Genomic DNA, 16523 nt, shown 5'->3' on the forward strand with positions numbered 1-16523 from the left:
CTTCGGTGACGTTCTGGTCCTCAGTGGTTCCACAACGCCAACAGCGCGATGTCGTCGTCACGTGCGGGTGCGACCCGCTCCACCAACGCGTCCAGGAAGCGGTCCGGCGCAAGCCCGCGCAGGTTCCCGGCTTCGCCGCGCAGCCGCTCGAAACCGATCGACAGGTCCTCACCGCGCCGCTCTATGAGGCCGTCGGTATAGAGCAGGACGAGACTGCCCGGGAGGAGCGGCGCCGTGGCCGCCGCTCCCCGGGGCACGTCGGTGTCCACTCCGAGGGGGAGGCCCTCCCCACCGGTCAGGAATCGTGCCCGGCCCCGCGGGTGGACGAGCAGCGGAGGCGGGTGCCCGGCATTGGACCAGGCGAGCGAGGAGGGGCCGGCAGCCGGCTGCCGCGCCACACCGAAGACGAGCGTGGCCGTGACGCCGGGCTCGTTCAGCATCTCCAGGGCTCGGTCCAGGCGGCGCACCACCTCGTCCGGCGGGCCGGGACGGTCGAGGACGAGGGCGCGGAGCATGTGGCGCAACTGGCTCATCCGGGCAGTCGCCCGCACGTCGTGCCCGGCCACGTCACCGACGGTGCACGCCAGGCTCCCGTCCCGGAGGGCGATGGCGTCATACCAGTCACCTCCCACCTCGGCGTACGAGTGCGCCGGGGAGTACCTGGCGACGAGGCGGAACGGATGGACGTCGGGCAGGGTGTCCGGCAGCAGGGAGCGCTGCAGGTGCATGGCGATGTCGTACTGCTGACCGTACAGACGCGCGTTGTCCACCACGAGCGCGCCTTGATGCGCGAGGCTCTCGATCAACGGGACCTGGGCTTCGGTGAAGGGACGACCGGCTTCGGTGCGGGCGACGATGATCACGCCGAAGGGACGCCCACCGGCCTCCAGCGGACAGGCGATCGCGGTCGTCGCGCCCAACCGGGCCAGCAGTTCCAGTTGCGCGCGTTCCAAGGGATCCGCTGCTCGTTCGGGCGACGGCACGTCGGAGATCAGCAGTGCGGTGCCCCGGCGCAGGACCTGGGCCAGCGGCGCGGCGGAGCCCTGCGGCCATGACGGGAGCAGCCGGGACGGCTCTCCCGGACGGGGGCTGTCCGAGCGGCCCGCCCCGCGCCCCGTCACCACGGCCCGGCGAGCCCGGCCCCTGTCGTCCAGCAGGTCGATCACACACCAGTCCGCGAGCCGTTCGACCAGGAGTTCCGCCAGCCTCCGCAGGCTTCCCTCCCAGCCCCGACCCGCTCTGAGGGCGTTCGTGACATCCGCCAGCAGTCTGAGGGGAATGGCTTCCTCCACGCGCCGCCTCCCGAGAGACAACCCCTCCCGCCAGTGTGCGCGCAGCGATCGCGAACGGCGTGTCGGCGGCGCCATCACCGCCGGAGCCCGTCTGCCGCCGCAAACGCGCGCACCGCTGATCGGCCAGCGTTGGCGCTCCCGAACATCGAGGGAGAGGCTGGAAAGGCGTAGCACGGACCAACCCGGCCTGGAGGTGCCATGTACAGCAAGATCACCGTCGCCGGCCATCCCATTCACCCGATGCTCGTCGGTTTCCCCATCGCCTGCTACACCGGCACGCTGGTGGGCTACGCCGTCTACGCGTCCAACGGGCAGCAGTTCTGGCTCAACCTGGCCATCGCCCTCAACATCGCCGGGGTCGGCACGGCACTGCTGGCGGCCCTGCCCGGCATCGCCGATCTGGCCCTCGGCATCCCCCGCCGGTCGGCGGCCAGGACCGTCGGCATCGCCCACGGCGGTCTCAACGTCGTCGCGCTGGGCCTCTTCGGCGCGAGCCTTGGCATCTACGCCACCCATTGGGACGGCCCGGCGACCGGCGTCACCGCGGGACTCGCCCTGTCCTCGGCCGGACTGGCCTGCACGCTCGGGGCCGGCTTCCTGGGCTGGACGCTGGTCCAGGACTACCACGTCGGCATCCGGCTCACGCCTCTGCAGGAAAGCGACGAACAGACGGTGCAGAGTGCCGAACTGATCCACCTGCGTCGCGGCTCCCACGCGGCGTGAACGCCGTGGCCGGGAGGCAGCGGATTACCGAACGGGCGCCACAGACGGCACAATCCGGGTGACCCGCGCGTTAGGCGGGACCCGTGGATCTTCGCACGCGCGTGAGTTCGAGGCCCCACCCGGGCACCCACACCGGGGACCACCTCGAACCCGCCCGGAGGTCCGGCGGGTACGGATCGGAAAGGCGGCCGTCGATGCCCGACACCCCACCCCCCGGTACCCCCGGGGTGAGCGACGCGGACGTTGCCGTGTCCTCCCCCGGGTCCGCTCCCGCGCCGGTGCCGCGCCTGCTGTGCGACATCCATGCTCTCGCCCAGGCCGATCCGGCGACGGCGGGTGCCGTGTGGAAGCTCACCGAGTCCGGCCGTCAGCTCGACGCCAACCTGGTCCACCTGCCGGCTGACCAGTGCGTCGAGACCCACACCGAGCCCGATCTCGACGTGCTTCTGCTCGTCGTCGCCGGACACGGCGTCCTCGGCACCAGCGACCGGACCGAACCCCTCACAGGTGGCGCGCTGTTCTGGCTTCCCCACGGCTCGGCCCGCCGCATCACCGCGGGCCCGGAGGGCCTGTCCTATCTCACCGTTCACCGCCGACGCCCCGGCATGCAGATCCGGTCCCGCTCCGCCGCGGGCAGCTGATCACCGGCGCGTCCCCGTCAGCCATTCAGCGAGTACGGCCGCCTGGCTGTGATCCACGTCCTTGGTGGCGGTCAGGAGCGTGAGCCTGTCGTGGGCGGCGAGGTTGCGCAACTGCTCGGCGGCCTGCTGGTGCCCGGCGTCCTTGAGCTCGGACAGGTACCGGCGGCGGAACTCGGCGAAGCGGCTGGGCTCATGGCCGTACCAACGGCGCAGGTCGGTCGAGGGAGCGACATCGCGCAGCCACTCGTCCAGGTGCGCGTCGGCCTTGCGCATGCCCCGTGGCCAGACGCGATCGACAAGGACCCGCTTGCCGTCCTCGGGGGTGGTCTCTTCATAGACTCGGCGGTAGGTGATCCGCTTGGCCATGACGGCACCTTCCAGATCGATCGGTCAGTCCGTCCCCGCGACCGCGGGCGGCCGACGCCTGCCCCGCGCGAGGGGTGTCTCTGACGCACCCATTTTACGTGGGTGGCCTGTCCTGGCCTCGTCGGAGGTGCGGGGCCACGCTGCGCAAGGTCGACAACAACCATTTTCGATAAGCGGGCGAGCCCGGAACCCGACAGGGAACCGACAGCCCTGCTTTACCCACGCCGCAGCGCGCACCAGGCAGGATTTCTGCACTGTCTGAACAGCCGGTCCCCAGGGGCCGTACCTCTCGGCAGATCACGAATCCCCGGAAGGAACGTCAGCATGACCAGCGAATCAGTTCAGCCCACGTCGGGACCGAGCCGCCGAAACGTCGTGGCGGCGGTGGGCGCGGCAGGGCTCACCGTGGCGCTGACGGCGTGCGGATCGCAGGACGAGGCGTCCGGTTCGTCCACCGAACAGGGCGCGGCCACCGGCGGCGGCGCGACGAACGAAGGAGCCGGTGGTGCGGCGCTCGCCAAGACCTCCGACATCCCCGAGGGCAGCGGCAAGATCTTCAAGGACGAGAAGGTCGTGGTCTCCCAGCCGGCGGCGGGCGACTACAAGGCCTTCTCCACGCTCTGCACCCACCGCAACTGCCCGATGGTGGACCTCAAGGACGACGTCATCTCCTGCACCTGCCACGGCAGTCAGTTCTCCGTCCTCGACGGGAGCGTGAAGAAGGGCCCTGCGGTCGAACCGCTGGAGGCGAAGAAGATCAGCGTGAACGGCGACTCCATCACGCTCGCCTGAGCCCCCGCGGGCGCTCCAGACACGCCAGCACCTCGTCCGTGGTCGCGACCGTGGCGACCCACGCGAGGGTGTGACGGATCATCGCGGGGGTGTAGTCGGACGGAACCCCCGCGATGGCGTCCGCCGGGACGACGGCGGTGTAGCCACGGTTCACGGCGTCGAACACGGCGTTGGGAACGGCCACGTTGGCCGAGACCCCGGTGACGATCAGGGTGCGGCAGCCGAGGTTGCGCAGCAGCGGGTCGACATCGGTGCCCTGGAGGGGCGACAGCCCGTGCAGGCGCCGTACGACGAGGTCCTCCTCGGCGACCTCGATCGGGGCCGCGACCCGCACCGCCGGCGTGCCGGTCAACTGCTGGACGGGCAGGCGTTCGGCGGCCCGGAACAAAGGGGCGTTGCGGCTGGCCCCGCGGCCGTCGGGGCGGCGTTCGGCGACGGCGTGCACGACCTGCACACCGCTCTCGCGGGCGGCGGCCACCAGGCGGGCGACGTTGCCGAGGACCCCGCCGGCGCGTGCCTGCCCGGCGAGTTCGGGCAGTGCGCTGTCCGGTCCGACGACGCCCTCCTGGCACTCGACGGTGAGCAGCACGGTGGTCCGCGGATCGAGGAGTTCGCTGAGCTCTGTGTTCGCGGGCACGGTTCCCCCTGGGCGCCGGCGGCTGGGCGCGCGAGCGTAGCCACCATTGCGCGCGGACGGAAGAGAACTCATTCTTTTCTGACGTGATGTCAGAGGATCTCCTCTGGCACGACGTGAGAGAAGAAGGAAAGAGGGGGAGCATGACCGTCACTCAGCAGCGCCGGGGCCGGAAGATCATGATGACGCCTGGCGAGCTGGACGATTTCCTCACCACGCAGCGCACCTGCCGGGTGGCCACGGTGTCGGCCGACGGCGCCCCGCATGTGAGCACGCTGTGGTTCGCCTGGGACGGCACCTCGATGTGGCTGTACTCGGTCGTGCGCAGCAAACGGTGGATCGACCTGCGGCGCGATCCGCGGGTGGCGATCGTGGTCGACACCGGCGAGGAGTACGACGACCTGCGCGGCGTCGAGCTGTCGGGCACCGTCGAGTTCGTGGGCGAGATCCCGCGCACCGGCGAGCTGCGCGCCGAACTCGACGTCCCGGAGATGTTGTTCGCCCGGAAGAACTTCCGCATGGAGGAGATGCCGCACGACGGCCGGCACGCCTGGATACGTCTGACGCCGCAGAAGATCGTCTCCTGGGACTTCCGCAAGCTGGCGGCGCGGTAGAGAACGGCGGCGCGGGCTCAGCCGAGGCTCTCCCCCGCCTCCTGGAGGGCCTTCACCGCGGCACGGATCGACGGCCGGCGGTCGGCGTCCGCGCGCCAGACCACGTACACATGCCGCCGGACCCGCTGTCTGACGGGGACGGTCACGACGCCGGCGGGCACGGGACGGCGGCCGAGCAGCGGGGCGACGCACACGCCGAGGCCGGCGGCGACCAGCGCGAGCTGGGTGTGGGTCTCGGCGGCGCGGTGGCCGACGAGCGGCTCGATGCCCTTCGAGCGGAGCGTGAACATCAGCCACTCGTGGCAGAACTCCCCCTTGCCCCAGGTGATCCACTCGTCGTCGGCGAACTCGGCGAGGTCCACCTCGTCCCGCCCGGCGAGCCGGTGGTCGGCGGGCATGGCGACATCGGCGGGATCGTCCATGATCGACGCCTTGACCAGGCCGTCGGGCAGCGCCATCGGCTTGTTGTACCAGTCGAGCACCACGGCGAGGTCGAGGTCGCCGCGCACCACCCCGGCGATGCCGGCCTCCGGTTCCAGCTCGCAGGAGCGCAGCCGGAGGGCGGGATGCCGCTCGCGCAGCGCGGGCAGCGCGAGCGGGAACAGGCCGCGGGCGGCCGTCGGGAACGCCGAGAGCCTCAGCTCGCCGACGACCTTTCCGCGCTGCGCCTCCAGGTCGGACTGGGCCAGTTCGACCTGGGACAGGATGCGCGCGGCGTGCTCGGCGAGCAGCCGGCCCGCGTCGGTCAGGCGCACGCCACGCCCGTTCTTGGCGAGGAGCCGCTGGCCGACCTCCCGCTCCAGCTTGGACATCTGCTGGGAGACGGCCGACGTCGTGATGTGCAGCGCCTCGGCCGCGCCGCTGACCGAGCCGTGCAGGGCGAGGGCATCGAGGGTGCGCAGGCGCTCCAGGTTCAACATGTAAGCAATTCTAAGCGATACCGGATGCGAAATATCGATTGTGCTACGAGGTTCTGCCCGGCATCGTGTCCTCCATGAGCACCGTCACCACCCCCGGCCGCCTCGCCACCGCTTCGGGCGACCGCCCCCGTCGCCGCCTCGACTGGCGTCTGCGCTTCGCCGCCCTGTCCCTGATCTGGGGCTTCAGCTTCCTCCTCATCAAGGTGGGCACCGAAGGGTATGCGCCGTTCCAGGTCACGCTCGGCCGGCTGGTGTTCGGTACGGCGGTGCTGGCCGCCGCGATGGCGGTGCGCCGGGAGCGGCTGCCGCGCGGGGCGCGCACATGGGGGCATCTGGCGGTCGCCGCGTTCCTGCTCAACGCCCTGCCGTTCTCCCTGTTCGCGTACGCCGAGCTGACCATCCCGTCCACGCTCGCGGGCATCTGCAACGCGACCTCGCCGCTGTGGGGCATGGCACTGTCGCTGGTCGCCCTGTCGGAGGACCGTCCGACCCGGGTGCGGGTCGCCGGGCTCGGGCTCGGCTTCCTGGGCGTGCTCACGGTACTGGGCGCCTGGCAGGGCTTCCACGGTCTGGACGCCGGCGGCACGGCGCTGGCCCTGCTGGCCTCCCTCAGCTACCCGATCGGCTGGATCTACGTCCGCCGCACCCTGGCCGGCACCGGCCACTCGCACCTGTCGATGACGGGCGCGCAGTTGCTGCTCGCGACGGTCCAACTGGCCGCCGTCACCCCGCTGTTCACGGCTCTGCCCACCACCCTGTCCGTCGCACCGCTGCTGGCGATCGCCGCCCTGGGCGCACTGGGCACGGGCCTCGCCGTCCTCCTCCAGTACGGCTTGGTCGCCGAGGTCGGCCCGACGACGGCCCAGATGGTGACGTACTTCATCCCGGTCATCGCCACGGCCGCCGGCGTCACCCTCCTCGGCGAGTCGCTCACCTGGTCGACACCGGTCGGAGCGGTCGTCGTCCTGGTCGGCGCCGCACTCACGCAGGTACGGCCGAGGCCCCGGGTGTGAGGGAGCCCCGCCCATCCAGCCGGGAAGCCTCAGACATAACTCCGTGCCGGAGCCGGGCCGAGGGCCGAGGCGATCGCGTCGGCCAGCGCCTCGGTCTCGTCGTCGGTGAGGGTCGAGACGGTCACGCGGATGCCGGGCGGTGCGCTCAGCCGGAAGCGGGCGCCGGGGGCGACGGCCCAGCCGGCGTGCAGCAGCCGCGCGACGGCACCGGTCTCGTCCGGCACGGGCACCCACACGTTCATACCGCTGCGCCCGCGCGCCACGACTCCGCGCCGGCCGAGCGCGTCGATCAGGGCGTCCCTGCGCCGCCCGTACGCTGCCGCCACCGCGCCCGTGTCCACCGCCCCGTCGGTCCACAGCCGCACCAGCGCCCGCTGCATCAGCAGGCTCACCCAGCCGGGCCCGAGCCGCTGCCGGCCGCGGACCCGGTCGACGGTGACGACGTCCCCGGTGAGCAGGGCGAGGCGCAGATCGGGTCCGTAGGCCTTGGCGGCCGAGCGTACGAACGCCCAGTGCCGGGTGACGCCGGCCAGTGGATGAAGGGGCACGTCGACGATGCCGTGCCCGTGGTCGTCCTCGATGAGGAGGGTCTCCGGGTGCTCCCGGAGCACGGACCGCAGGGCACGCGCGCGCCCGGCGCTCACCGCGGCGCCGGTCGGGTTCTGCGCCCGGTCCGTGACGATCAGCGCACGCGCCCCGGACTCCAGCGCCCGCCGCACGTCGTCGGCGAGAGGCCCCTCGTCGTCGACCCCGACGGGAGCGGTCCTGAGCCCGAGCGCGGGCACGAGGTCGAGGGTGCGGCCCCAGCCGGGGTCCTCCACGGCGACGGTGTCCCCGGGTTTGAGGTGGGCCGCGAGCACCCGCTCGACGCCGTCGAGTGCCCCAAAGACCACGGCGAGCGGCCCCTGCGGCACCCCGTCGGCGTCGAGCCCGGCACGGGCCGTCCGGGCCAGCTCCGGCTCCAGCGGGTCGGCCCCGTACAGTACGGGCGCCCGGTCGCCCTCGGCCGCCGCCGCCGCGAACGCCCCGGCGAGCGGCGGCAGCAGCGCCGGATCCGGACTGCCGTTCGCCATGTCGCGCACGCCCTCGGGGACGTCCACCCTGATGCGGTCCCGCCCGGTCGTGGCCGGCGCGGGCCGCACCCGGCTGCCGCGCCGGCCCGCGGTCTCGATCACCCCGCGCTCGCGCAGGATCCGGTACGCGGCCGCGACGGTGTTGGGATTCACTCCCAGCCGCTCCGCCAACTCCCTCATGGGCGGCAGCAGTCGACCCGGCGGCAACTCACCGCTCCCCACCGCCTGCTCGATGCTCGCGGAGATCTCCGCTGCGCGGCGCCCGCTGATCCGATACTCTCCTAGCACAAAGCTTATTATGCACTAATGCAATGGAGAGCACCATGCAGGGGACCACGCAGACGCCGTCGCAGCCCGACGCCTACACCCCGACCGACCGCACCGTCCCCACGCGCGCCGCACACAAGGCCTCGTACGACAAGGACTTGGTGCACTCGGTACTCGACGGGGCCTACGTCTGCCATCTGGGCTTCGTCCGCGACGGCGCGCCGGTCGTGCTGCCCACCCTGTACGCCCGGGTCGGCGAGCGGCTCTATGTGCACGGCTCGACGGGCTCGCGCCCGCTGCGGGAGGCCGGCCAGGCCGACCCGGGTCTCCCGGTCTGCCTGACCGTCACACACGTGGACGGGCTGGTCCTGGCCCGCTCGGCCTTCCACCACTCGATCAACTACCGCTCCGTGGTGGTGCACGGCGTCGCCCATGACGTGACGGACCCCGAGGAGAAGCGGCAGGCCCTGGACGCCCTGGTCGACCAGGTCGTCCCGGGCCGCTCCGCCGACTCGCGGCCGGGCAACAAGAGGGAGCTGGCCGCCACCGCGGTGATCCGCCTGGACCTGGACGAGGTCTCCGCCAAGGTCCGCACCGGCGGCGCCAACGACGACCCCGAGGACCTCGCCCTCCCCCACTGGGCCGGTGTCATCCCCCTGCACCAGGGCTACGGCACCCCGGTCGCCAACCACGACCTGGCCCCCGGCATCGAACCGCCCGCCTACCTGACGGCACGGTGAGGCCACTGCGGCACCTGAGGGCCCGGTGATCTCACACCGGCATCACCGGCTACTCGCCCTGGCGCCCCGCGCCTCCCCGACCGCAAGCCCCACGACCGAGCCCAGCATCAGCACGGTGCCGGCCAGCGTCGCCACCGTGAGGTGCTCGCCGAGCACGACGACGGCGAGCACCGCGGCGCTCACCGGCTCCAGCAACATGATCACCGAGACGGTGGCCGACCGTACGACGGCCGCGCCCGCGAAGTACAGGCCGTAGGCGAGGGCCGTGGGGACGGCGGCGACGTACGCCAGCAGCACCAGGAGCCGGCCGGGCTCCCCGGTGTGCGGCAGCAGCCCCTCGGCCAGGGCGAACGGCAACAGGCACAGGCTCGTGACGGCGAACGCCCAGACGGTCGTCCGGGAGGCGTCGGTTTCGCCGTCGCGGCCCCACCGCCGGGTGAGCAGCGTCATGGCGCTGTACCCGGCCGCCGACAGCAGCGCGAGCAGCACACCCCCCGGGCGTACGGTCGTGTCCCCGCCGCCGAGGACGAGGACCGCGAGTCCGGCGAGGGCACCCGCCACGGCGACGGCTCCGCCCCGGCCGAGGCGCTCGGCGAGCGTCAGCCGGGCGCCGAGCGCGATGAGCACGGGCCCGGCGCCGAGGGTGACGACCGTGGCGACGGCGAGGCCGGTGGCCGAGACGGCCGCGAAGTAGGCCGTCTGGAACACCGCGAGCCCGAGCCCGGTGACCCCGGAGCGCAGCGCCCTGCGGCCCAGCGGCCCGCGTACGGCGGCCTGGACGCCCGGCCGGACGAGGCGGGCGGCGAGCAGCAGCACGAGACCGGCGGCGCAGCGCCAGAAGGAGAGGGCGACGGGACCCAGGTCACTGGCCCGGTAGACCAGTGAGGCGGCCGCGCCCGCGGTGCCCCAGGCGGCACCGGCGACGATCAGATAGAGGAGGCCTCGCCCGACGGGCAGGCCGGAGGCAGTGTTCGACACGTGTTCTCTCCGCAGACGCGCACGGCACGCCGCGCGGGATCGGCGGCGGCTGGTGCGCGGAAGTTCGGGAAGAACCCCGGATCACATCGGATCAACGGATCACATCGGATCAGCGGATCATGTCGGATCAGCGGATCATGTCGGATCAGCGGGGTCCGCGGACTTCGTCTGCGGGCAGCACCGTTCGGCCCGGTGGTGAAACGCCGGGCGCGGTTTCCGGAGGGCCCGCCTCAGGCGGCCGGAGGCGGAAGAACGAGCGCGTTCGAAGACATGATCGGCACCCTATGCGGGCGTTCCGGGCCGGGACAACTTCCTTTCCGGGCCGCCGCTCGCCACCGGCCGCTCGGAGCCCCTGGCGGGCGTCGAGGACTGCGCGATGAACGCGCCCACCAGCACGATCACGCCACCGGCGAGCTGCGGCGCCGACAGGTGCTCGCCGAGCAGGATCCAGGCCAGGACGGTGGCGATGACCGCTTCGAGACAGGCCACGACCCCGGCGACCTGCGGGGAGAGCCGGCGCACGGCGAGCACGCCGGTCACGTACGCGACGACCGTGGCGACGAGGACGATCCAGGCCAGCAGGGCGACCGCGGCGACGGGCGTGCCGTCCATGCGCGCGGTACCGGTGAGCACGGACCAGTCCAGGCTCCAGGGCCGGGCGATGACGGTCAGTACGGCCGCACCCACGAGCAGGCCATAGGCGATGACGCCGAGCGGGTCGGGCGCCTCGTCCCCGGCGTCGCTGCCCTGGTCGGAGAGGACGAAGTACCCCACCTGGCAGCAGGCCGCGCCCAGGGCGAGCAGCAGCCCCAGGGCGTCGAAGCGGAGCCCCGACCACACCTCGACGACACACGCGAGCCCGCCGACCGCGAGGACGACACCGACCGCCGCGGCACGCGTCACGGGCCGCCGCTGCACGAACCGCACCCAGCCCAGCACGAGGGCGGGCGCCAGGTACTCGATGAGCAGCGCCACTCCGACGGGGATACGGGAGAGCGCGGCGAAATAGCAGGCCTGGACGCCGGCGACGGCCAGCAGCCCGAACCCGGCGAGCAGCCCGGGCCGGCGGCGCAGCAGCGCCCGGTGGCGCACGGCGAGTGGCAGCATCACCAGGGCCGCCCCGGTCACCCGCAGCCACACCACGTGCAGGGGGTCCAGGCCCGCCTCGATCAGCGGCTTGGCCGCGACACCGGAGCCGCCGAAGGCGATCGCGGACAGGAGCGCGAGGCCGAGCCCTACGCCCTTGCCGTGCCTGCCGGGACTGCTGTCAGACGTACGCACCGGCACATGATGGCAGGCCCTGACAGGAGCGTCATCCCCTATGGCACCTGTCTCACTGTCTGGACGTCGAGCGGCGCGGCGAAGGCACGGTCAGTGACCGGCTTCGCCACCTGAGACGCACTGCTCGGACGCGCACTCCTGAGGCCGGTCGGTCCAGCCGTCGATACGGGCGAGCACCGCGTGCGGGTCGAGCCCGGCGCGTCGGAGCACCTCGACCGCGCGCGCCTGAGGGTCGACGACGATCGCCCCGAGCAGGTCCACGCCGCGGGCCGGGCCGCCGTGCCGCGCGGCCCGTTCGCGGGCGTACTCCATCGAGGCGGCGGCCAGCGGTGAGAAGCCCGCGGTGCCCGTCACGACGGGGGCGGCGCCGGAGTCCTCGACGCCGTTCTGCCAGCGCAGGCCGTAGCCGATGCTGCGCTGGACGAGGTAGCCGAGCAGCCGCGCGAGCTGCGGCCCCTCACCGAAGACGGCACGCGCCTGCGGGTCGGACTCCAGCAGCGAGTGGAGCAGATGGGCCGTGTCGATCTGGCGATCCGCGTCCCTGACCGCCCTCCGGCGGGCACCGGTGACCACCGATGCCAGCTCGTCACTGAGCCCGGCGTCATCATCCGCGCGGTGGATGCCGTGCTCATGGGCCGACTGGCGAGGGATAGGGGGTTGCACACCCCTACCCCATCAGCCCCGGGCGCCCGGGACATCCCCGGAGGGAAGCATTCTCGCGTCCCACAGGAAGTGGACATCGCCGGCCGGAATCTCCTCCTTGGGGAGGACATCAGGCTGTGGCGCGCCACGATCCCGGCATGCCTGACAGTTCGTCAGTATTGAACATTGCGCCCGTCACGGCTACGTTCCGCGACATCCAGCCCGACGTGAAGAGGTGGTCGCATGGCCGAAGTCAGCGCTCAGGCACGCATCGGGGCACCGGCCGGGAAGGTGTGGGCCGGGCTCACGGACTGGTCCTCGTACGGCGAGTGGAACGCGACCCACACGAGCTTCCCGGAGGGCGGCCCCGAACCCCTTGAGATCGGCGCGACGTTCCGGGAGAACATGCGGCTGATGAACTTCCCGGCCGAGGTGGAGTGGACCGTCGAGGCACTGGAACCGGCCCGGGTGCTCGCCATCCGCGGCAAGGGCCCGATGGGCGTGACCGTGGCGACGCGCTACACCCTCACACCCGACGGCGACGCGACGACGGTCCGCATCGACGGCGAGTTCACGGGCGCGACGGTGTCGCTGATGGCGGGCAGGCTCAAGGATTCGGCCACGGCCGCCCTGAACGAGTCGCTGCGCAAGCTGGACGGGCTGGTGAGCTGACGCCGACGCCAGGCGGTCCGGCGCAACCGGCACAACCGGCACAACCGGCACAAGCCGAGGCGCCCCGCGGATCACTCCACAGGGCGCCCGTCCGGCCCTCGCGGTCATCAGTCCTCGTCGGCGAGGATCAGATACAGCTTCTTGCGGGCCTCGTTGATGACGCCGAGCGCCTTCTCCCGCTGCTCCTTGCTGCCGGTCTTCCAGACCTGGCCGAAGGCCTCCATGAGACCGAAGCCGGCCTGGCGGATCTCCCCGAGAGCCTCCCAGTCGACCCCGCGGGAGGCCTCCTCCCAGGGCGCCTCGGGCCCTTCCCCGGCCGCGGCGCGGCCCGCCTCGGTGAGTGCGAACAGCTTCTTGCCGCCCTCGGACTCACTCGTGATCAGACCTTCGTCCTCCAGCAGCTGAAGGGTGGGGTACACCGAGCCGGGACTGGGCTTCCACGCCCCGCCGCTGCGCTCGGCGATCTCCTGGATCATCTCGTAGCCGTGCATCGGGCGATCCTTGAGCAGGGCCAGGATCGAGGCCCGCACGTCACCGCGCCGCGCCCTTCCCCTCGGCCCGCCGCGCCCTCGCCCGCCCCAGGGTCCGGGACCGAAGCCCGGACCGCCGGGCCCGCCCCAGCCGGGACCGGGACCACCCGGCCCGAAGGGCCCGAAGGCCGCACGCAGCGCCTCGAAGCCACCCCGGCCGCCGTGACGGGGTCCGCCGTGGCCATGCCCGTGCTCGAATCCGTGAGTATGCATCGCAAACACTCTCCATTCCATCGTTGATCTGTCGCGATGCCTCAACGATATATCGGTAGTGCTCGCATGGCAAGGCCCGTTTGCAGGTCAGGGTGTTTCGGCAGCGGACCGCGTGCCTGCCTGGCCGCCGTGTCCGCGATCGGCTGGAGATGGTGTGTTCGAGAGTCCCAGCGGTGGTGGCCCGGTGGCTGGCACACGACTGCAGCGCAATTGCATTGGGAACCAGGCGTTTTCACGCGCTGATATCTGCGATCCTCCTCGTGGCCTCTGGAAACGACGACCGGAAGGACGCGGGGATGAGTGGCAGCGGGGGCGGGGCGCCGTGGAATCCATACGGCGGAGGACAACCGCCGGGACCGGGTTGGCCACCCGTGCCGCCGGCGGGCCCCTGGCCGCCGGCTCCGGCGCGCCCGCTGACCTTCGGACGTCTCTTCAATCCCATCGCTGTGGGGCGGGCGGTGTTCACGCCGTCCCGTCCGAACCGTGTGGACGACCCGGTGGTGAAGAAGGTGCAGGTCTTTCGGACGGTCGTCGGCCTGGTCGCTGTCACGTGGATGCTGTTGTCCTACGGGCTGGCGTCAGACGCCGACGCCGTGATGAACGACCGCTTCGGCCAGATCCGTACCACCCTCATTGTGCTGGCGGTGACGTTCCCGGTCGCCGTCGCCGTCTTCATCGCGGCGGCCCGCCCACCCAACCGGCGCCTGTTCTTGCGCCGCGCGGTCAAGCCCGCCGGGGCGCTGCTCGCGCTGGTCGTCACGCTTGCTGTGCCACGACTGATCACAGGGCTGGGTTACGTGACCGAGGACACTGACTGGACGGCGTCGGCAGGGCGGGTGGTGCTTCTGTTTGCCCTGGGCGCCTTCTGTTTGTGGCTCGCTCCCTTTGGTTTCTACGGCATCGCGCAGTCACTCGTGCATGTCTTCCGGACAGCAGACGTCCACGAGACGGTTCCACCGCTGCTGGCGACGCTGCTCGTTTGGGAAGTCACTCTTTTCGACGTGTTCCGGGGCGCCTACGACGGTGTGCCGTTCGGGGTACGGGTGGCCTTCATTCTGGGAGCCCCGCTGACCGTCACCGCCGTGGCGCTGTGGGAACTGCGGCGGCTGCGTACGCGGCACGGCATCACCCTGCGTGCAGCACTGCTTCGCTGAACCGTCGCGACGGAGGTTGCCCTTTGGATCTGGGCGCAGGGTGACGATGACCGGGAAGAGGTCGCGGCCGGCGTCGGTGCGTACGTATTCCCGGCGGCGGCCCGAGGGTGCGGTGCGCTGCGCGAGGACCCCGTGAGCGGTGAGCTTGCGCAGGCGGTCCGTGAGGATGTTGCGGGCGATGCCGGTCCGCCGCCGGAACCCGGTGAACGAACGCGCCCCGTCCATCGCGTCGCGGATGACGAGCAGGCTCCACTGAATCGGTCCAGGACTCGCGTATTGGCCTTGGTTCGCCGCTTCGGCGAGCCTCTAGCGTCGGGGCATGCGGATTCACATCGTCGACGCCTTCACCGATCGCCCCTTCTCCGGCAACCCGGCCGGGGTCGTTCTCCTGAACGACGCGGGCGCCTTCCCGGACGACACCCGGCTCCAGAACGTCGCCCTGGAGGTCAACCACGCCGAGACGGCCTTCGCCCACCCCCTCCCCGAGGGCGGCGAGGCCGACTGGGCGCTGCGCTGGTTCACTCCGGCCACCGAGGTCGCGATGTGCGGCCACGCGACCCTGGCCACCGCCCACGTCCTGCACACCACCGGCGCCCACGAGGGCCCCGTACGGTTCGCCACCCGCAGCGGCGTCCTCATCGCCACGCCCGCCGAGGACGGCTCCGTCACGCTCGACTTCCCGACCGCTCCGCTCACCCGGATCGACCCGCCGGACGGCCTCGCCGAGTGCCTGGGCGCCGAGCCGCGCACGGTCCTGGACACCGGCCCGAACACCGGCGACCTGCTGGTCGAGGTCGCCGACGAGAAGACGGTGCGCGGTCTCGCCCCCGACCTCAAGGCCCTCGCCGCCCAGTCCGAGCGCGGCGTCATCGCCACGGCCCGGGCGGACGACCCCGGCCGGGGCTACGACTTCGTCTCGCGCTGCTTCTTCCCGAACGTCGGCATCGACGAGGACCCGGTGACCGGCAGCGCCCACACCGCGCTCGCCCCGTTCTGGTCCGAGCGCCTCGGCAGCCCCCGCCTCACCGGCCTGCAGGCCTCGCCACGCTCCGGCCGCGTCCGCACGGAACTGCGCGGCGAGCGCACCCTGCTGTCCGGCAGGGCGGTCACCGTCATCGAGGGTGAGCTGCTGGCCTGAGACGAGCCCTCCCCCGGTGGCTCACGCCGTCGGCAGCCACCCGACCTTGCCCGCCAGCAGGGCGTACCCCACGAAGGCGCCGATGTCGAGCAGCGAGTGGGCCACCACCAGCGGGCCCACCCGGCCCCAGCGGCGGTACAGCCAGACGAACACCACACCCATGACCATGTTGCCGACGAAGCCGCCGATGCCCTGGTAGAGGTGGTAGGAGCCGCGCAGGACCGAGCTGCCCACCAGCGCGGCCGTCGGGGTCCAGCCCAGCCGGCCGAGGCGGCGCAGCAGGTAGCCGACGACGATCACTTCCTCCAGCACCGCGTTCTGGATCGCCGAGAGGATCAGCACCGGGTACTTCCACCACACGCCGGGCAGCGCCTCGGGCACCACGGTGAGGTTGAAGCCGAGGCCGCGGGCGGCCAGGTAGAAGGCGATCCCGGTACTGCCGATGACCGCCGCGATCGCCGCCCCGCGGCCGAGGTCGGGCCAGGGGCGGGTGCGGTCGAACCCGATGGTGCGCAGACTCGCGCCCTCGCGCAGCAGGAAGTGCGCGACGAGCGCGACGGGCACGAGGGCCGTCGTGATCCCGAAGAGCTGCCAGGCCAGGTCGAGCCAGGGACGGCCGGGCGCGGCCGAGGCGTTCATCGTGGCCGCCTGGTCCCTCAGCCCGCCGGGCTTGGTGACCGACCCGAGGAAGCTGATCAGGGCGGAGACCGCGCTCGCCCCCAGCGACAGCGCCAGTACGAGCAGCGTCTCGTTGCGGAGCATCCGCAACGAGAGCCGCTGCTGGGGAATGGAATCGTCGGCCCCCGGGCTCGCCTCCGCCTGCACACCTGCCTCCACTTC

At 72.1% G+C, this 16523-nt stretch carries 19 protein-coding genes and 1 pseudogene; 9 read left to right on the forward strand and 11 right to left on the reverse strand.

The window, feature by feature from the left end; translation table 11 throughout:
* Nucleotides 1–20: 20 nt before the first annotated feature.
* Nucleotides 21–1292, reverse strand: a complete 1272-nt coding sequence (locus ACFZDA_RS20280; RefSeq protein ID WP_391083065.1) for a SpoIIE family protein phosphatase — start codon at nt 1290–1292, stop codon at nt 21–23.
* Between the two features lie 198 nt (nt 1293–1490).
* On the opposite strand from ACFZDA_RS20280, the gene ACFZDA_RS20285 reads away from it, so the two are divergent.
* Together ACFZDA_RS20285 and ACFZDA_RS20290 are read left to right on the forward strand one after the other, a co-directional pair.
* Nucleotides 1491–2015 (forward strand): DUF2231 domain-containing protein, encoded by a 525-nt coding sequence (locus tag ACFZDA_RS20285; RefSeq protein ID WP_391083068.1) that lies wholly within the window; start codon nt 1491–1493, stop codon nt 2013–2015.
* Between the two features lie 194 nt (nt 2016–2209).
* Nucleotides 2210–2656: a cupin domain-containing protein gene (locus tag ACFZDA_RS20290; RefSeq protein ID WP_391083071.1), complete on the forward strand. Its 447-nt coding sequence runs from the start codon at nt 2210–2212 to the stop codon at nt 2654–2656.
* Here ACFZDA_RS20290 and ACFZDA_RS20295 read toward each other — a convergent pair whose 3' ends face one another.
* The gene (locus ACFZDA_RS20295) at nt 2657–3022 is read right to left on the reverse strand and encodes a DUF488 family protein (RefSeq protein ID WP_391083074.1); all 366 of its coding nucleotides are present in this window, start codon (nt 3020–3022) and stop codon (nt 2657–2659) included. It abuts the gene before it with no gap.
* 324 nt (nt 3023–3346) lie between these two features.
* Here ACFZDA_RS20295 and ACFZDA_RS20300 point away from each other — a divergent pair, with 324 nt between their 5' ends.
* The gene (locus ACFZDA_RS20300; protein WP_391083076.1) at nt 3347–3814 is read left to right on the forward strand and encodes a Rieske 2Fe-2S domain-containing protein; all 468 of its coding nucleotides are present in this window, start codon (nt 3347–3349) and stop codon (nt 3812–3814) included.
* Here the strand turns inward: ACFZDA_RS20300 and ACFZDA_RS20305 are convergent.
* Entirely contained in the window at nt 3801–4451 is a 651-nt protein-coding gene (locus ACFZDA_RS20305; RefSeq protein WP_391083077.1) for an isochorismatase family protein, read from the reverse strand. The two genes, ACFZDA_RS20300 and ACFZDA_RS20305, sit on opposite strands and share 14 nt — an antisense overlap.
* Before the next feature lie 140 nt (nt 4452–4591).
* Between ACFZDA_RS20305 and ACFZDA_RS20310 the strand changes: the two genes are divergently transcribed.
* Nucleotides 4592–5062, forward strand: a complete 471-nt coding sequence (locus ACFZDA_RS20310) for a pyridoxamine 5'-phosphate oxidase family protein (RefSeq protein ID WP_391083080.1) — start codon at nt 4592–4594, stop codon at nt 5060–5062.
* A gap of 17 nt (nt 5063–5079) precedes the next feature.
* On the opposite strand, the gene ACFZDA_RS20315 is transcribed toward ACFZDA_RS20310, so the two are convergent.
* The gene (locus tag ACFZDA_RS20315) at nt 5080–5982 is read right to left on the reverse strand and encodes a LysR substrate-binding domain-containing protein (RefSeq protein ID WP_391083082.1); all 903 of its coding nucleotides are present in this window, start codon (nt 5980–5982) and stop codon (nt 5080–5082) included.
* A 74-nt stretch (nt 5983–6056) separates the two neighbouring features.
* Between ACFZDA_RS20315 and ACFZDA_RS20320 the strand changes: the two genes are divergently transcribed.
* Nucleotides 6057–6995: an EamA family transporter gene (locus tag ACFZDA_RS20320; RefSeq protein ID WP_391083085.1), complete on the forward strand. Its 939-nt coding sequence runs from the start codon at nt 6057–6059 to the stop codon at nt 6993–6995.
* Between the two features lie 29 nt (nt 6996–7024).
* Here the strand turns inward: ACFZDA_RS20320 and ACFZDA_RS20325 are convergent, their stop codons facing one another.
* The gene (locus tag ACFZDA_RS20325; RefSeq protein ID WP_391083087.1) at nt 7025–8356 is read right to left on the reverse strand and encodes an aminotransferase class I/II-fold pyridoxal phosphate-dependent enzyme; all 1332 of its coding nucleotides are present in this window, start codon (nt 8354–8356) and stop codon (nt 7025–7027) included.
* A 35-nt stretch (nt 8357–8391) separates the two neighbouring features.
* Between ACFZDA_RS20325 and ACFZDA_RS20330 the strand changes: the two genes are divergently transcribed.
* Nucleotides 8392–9075 (forward strand): pyridoxamine 5'-phosphate oxidase family protein, encoded by a 684-nt coding sequence (locus ACFZDA_RS20330; RefSeq protein WP_391083090.1) that lies wholly within the window; start codon nt 8392–8394, stop codon nt 9073–9075.
* Between the two features lie 42 nt (nt 9076–9117).
* Here the strand turns inward: ACFZDA_RS20330 and ACFZDA_RS20335 are convergent, their stop codons facing one another.
* The 3 genes from ACFZDA_RS20335 to ACFZDA_RS20345 form a co-directional block, all read right to left on the reverse strand.
* The gene (locus tag ACFZDA_RS20335; RefSeq protein WP_391083093.1) at nt 9118–10053 is read right to left on the reverse strand and encodes an EamA family transporter; all 936 of its coding nucleotides are present in this window, start codon (nt 10051–10053) and stop codon (nt 9118–9120) included.
* A gap of 282 nt (nt 10054–10335) precedes the next feature.
* Nucleotides 10336–11340 (reverse strand): EamA family transporter, encoded by a 1005-nt coding sequence (locus ACFZDA_RS20340; protein ID WP_391083096.1) that lies wholly within the window; start codon nt 11338–11340, stop codon nt 10336–10338.
* A gap of 84 nt (nt 11341–11424) precedes the next feature.
* On the reverse strand, nt 11425–11997 hold the full coding sequence (locus ACFZDA_RS20345) for a Clp protease N-terminal domain-containing protein (protein ID WP_391083099.1): 573 nt from the start codon (nt 11995–11997) through the stop codon (nt 11425–11427).
* A 222-nt stretch (nt 11998–12219) separates the two neighbouring features.
* On the opposite strand from ACFZDA_RS20345, the gene ACFZDA_RS20350 reads away from it, so the two are divergent.
* Nucleotides 12220–12648, forward strand: a complete 429-nt coding sequence (locus ACFZDA_RS20350; protein ID WP_391083103.1) for an SRPBCC family protein — start codon at nt 12220–12222, stop codon at nt 12646–12648.
* Between the two features lie 107 nt (nt 12649–12755).
* On the opposite strand, the gene ACFZDA_RS20355 is transcribed toward ACFZDA_RS20350, so the two are convergent.
* The gene (locus ACFZDA_RS20355) at nt 12756–13391 is read right to left on the reverse strand and encodes a helix-turn-helix transcriptional regulator (protein ID WP_391083106.1); all 636 of its coding nucleotides are present in this window, start codon (nt 13389–13391) and stop codon (nt 12756–12758) included.
* Nucleotides 13392–13849: 458 nt separating this feature from the next.
* Between ACFZDA_RS20355 and ACFZDA_RS20360 the strand changes: the two genes are divergently transcribed.
* Entirely contained in the window at nt 13850–14545 is a 696-nt protein-coding gene (locus ACFZDA_RS20360; RefSeq protein WP_391083108.1) for a hypothetical protein, read from the forward strand.
* 29 nt (nt 14546–14574) lie between these two features.
* On the opposite strand, the pseudogene ACFZDA_RS20365 reads toward ACFZDA_RS20360, so the two are convergent.
* Nucleotides 14575–14800 (reverse strand): annotated as a pseudogene (locus ACFZDA_RS20365) (winged helix-turn-helix transcriptional regulator); the annotation flags it as partial.
* Nucleotides 14801–14864: 64 nt separating this feature from the next.
* Between ACFZDA_RS20365 and ACFZDA_RS20370 the strand changes: the two are divergent.
* A complete protein-coding gene (locus ACFZDA_RS20370; RefSeq protein WP_391083111.1) occupies nt 14865–15683 on the forward strand; it encodes a PhzF family phenazine biosynthesis isomerase in 819 nt (272 codons plus the stop codon).
* Nucleotides 15684–15704: 21 nt separating this feature from the next.
* Here the strand turns inward: ACFZDA_RS20370 and ACFZDA_RS20375 are convergent, their stop codons facing one another.
* Entirely contained in the window at nt 15705–16508 is an 804-nt protein-coding gene (locus ACFZDA_RS20375; RefSeq protein ID WP_391083274.1) for a type II CAAX prenyl endopeptidase Rce1 family protein, read from the reverse strand.
* Nucleotides 16509–16523: the final 15 nt, after the last annotated feature.

It is taken from the genome of Streptomyces sp. NPDC007991 (assembly GCF_042958445.1).
Classification (GTDB): Bacteria; Actinomycetota; Actinomycetes; order Streptomycetales; family Streptomycetaceae; genus Streptomyces.

What these genes read in the sequence shown, in the direction of transcription:
- ACFZDA_RS20285 (WP_391083068.1), top strand. Translation starts at nt 1,491, where the DNA reads ATGTACAGCAAGATCACCGTCGCCGGCCATCCCATTCACCCGATGCTC.
- ACFZDA_RS20290 (WP_391083071.1), top strand. Translation starts at nt 2,210, where the DNA reads ATGCCCGACACCCCACCCCCCGGTACCCCCGGGGTGAGCGACGCGGAC.
- ACFZDA_RS20295 (WP_391083074.1), bottom strand. Translation starts at nt 3,022, where the DNA reads ATGGCCAAGCGGATCACCTACCGCCGAGTCTATGAAGAGACCACCCCC.
- ACFZDA_RS20300 (WP_391083076.1), top strand. Translation starts at nt 3,347, where the DNA reads ATGACCAGCGAATCAGTTCAGCCCACGTCGGGACCGAGCCGCCGAAAC.
- ACFZDA_RS20310 (WP_391083080.1), top strand. Translation starts at nt 4,592, where the DNA reads ATGACCGTCACTCAGCAGCGCCGGGGCCGGAAGATCATGATGACGCCT.
- ACFZDA_RS20315 (WP_391083082.1), bottom strand. Translation starts at nt 5,982, where the DNA reads ATGTTGAACCTGGAGCGCCTGCGCACCCTCGATGCCCTCGCCCTGCAC.
- ACFZDA_RS20320 (WP_391083085.1), top strand. Translation starts at nt 6,057, where the DNA reads ATGAGCACCGTCACCACCCCCGGCCGCCTCGCCACCGCTTCGGGCGAC.
- ACFZDA_RS20330 (WP_391083090.1), top strand. Translation starts at nt 8,392, where the DNA reads ATGCAGGGGACCACGCAGACGCCGTCGCAGCCCGACGCCTACACCCCG.
- ACFZDA_RS20350 (WP_391083103.1), top strand. Translation starts at nt 12,220, where the DNA reads ATGGCCGAAGTCAGCGCTCAGGCACGCATCGGGGCACCGGCCGGGAAG.
- ACFZDA_RS20355 (WP_391083106.1), bottom strand. Translation starts at nt 13,391, where the DNA reads ATGCATACTCACGGATTCGAGCACGGGCATGGCCACGGCGGACCCCGT.
- ACFZDA_RS20370 (WP_391083111.1), top strand. Translation starts at nt 14,865, where the DNA reads ATGCGGATTCACATCGTCGACGCCTTCACCGATCGCCCCTTCTCCGGC.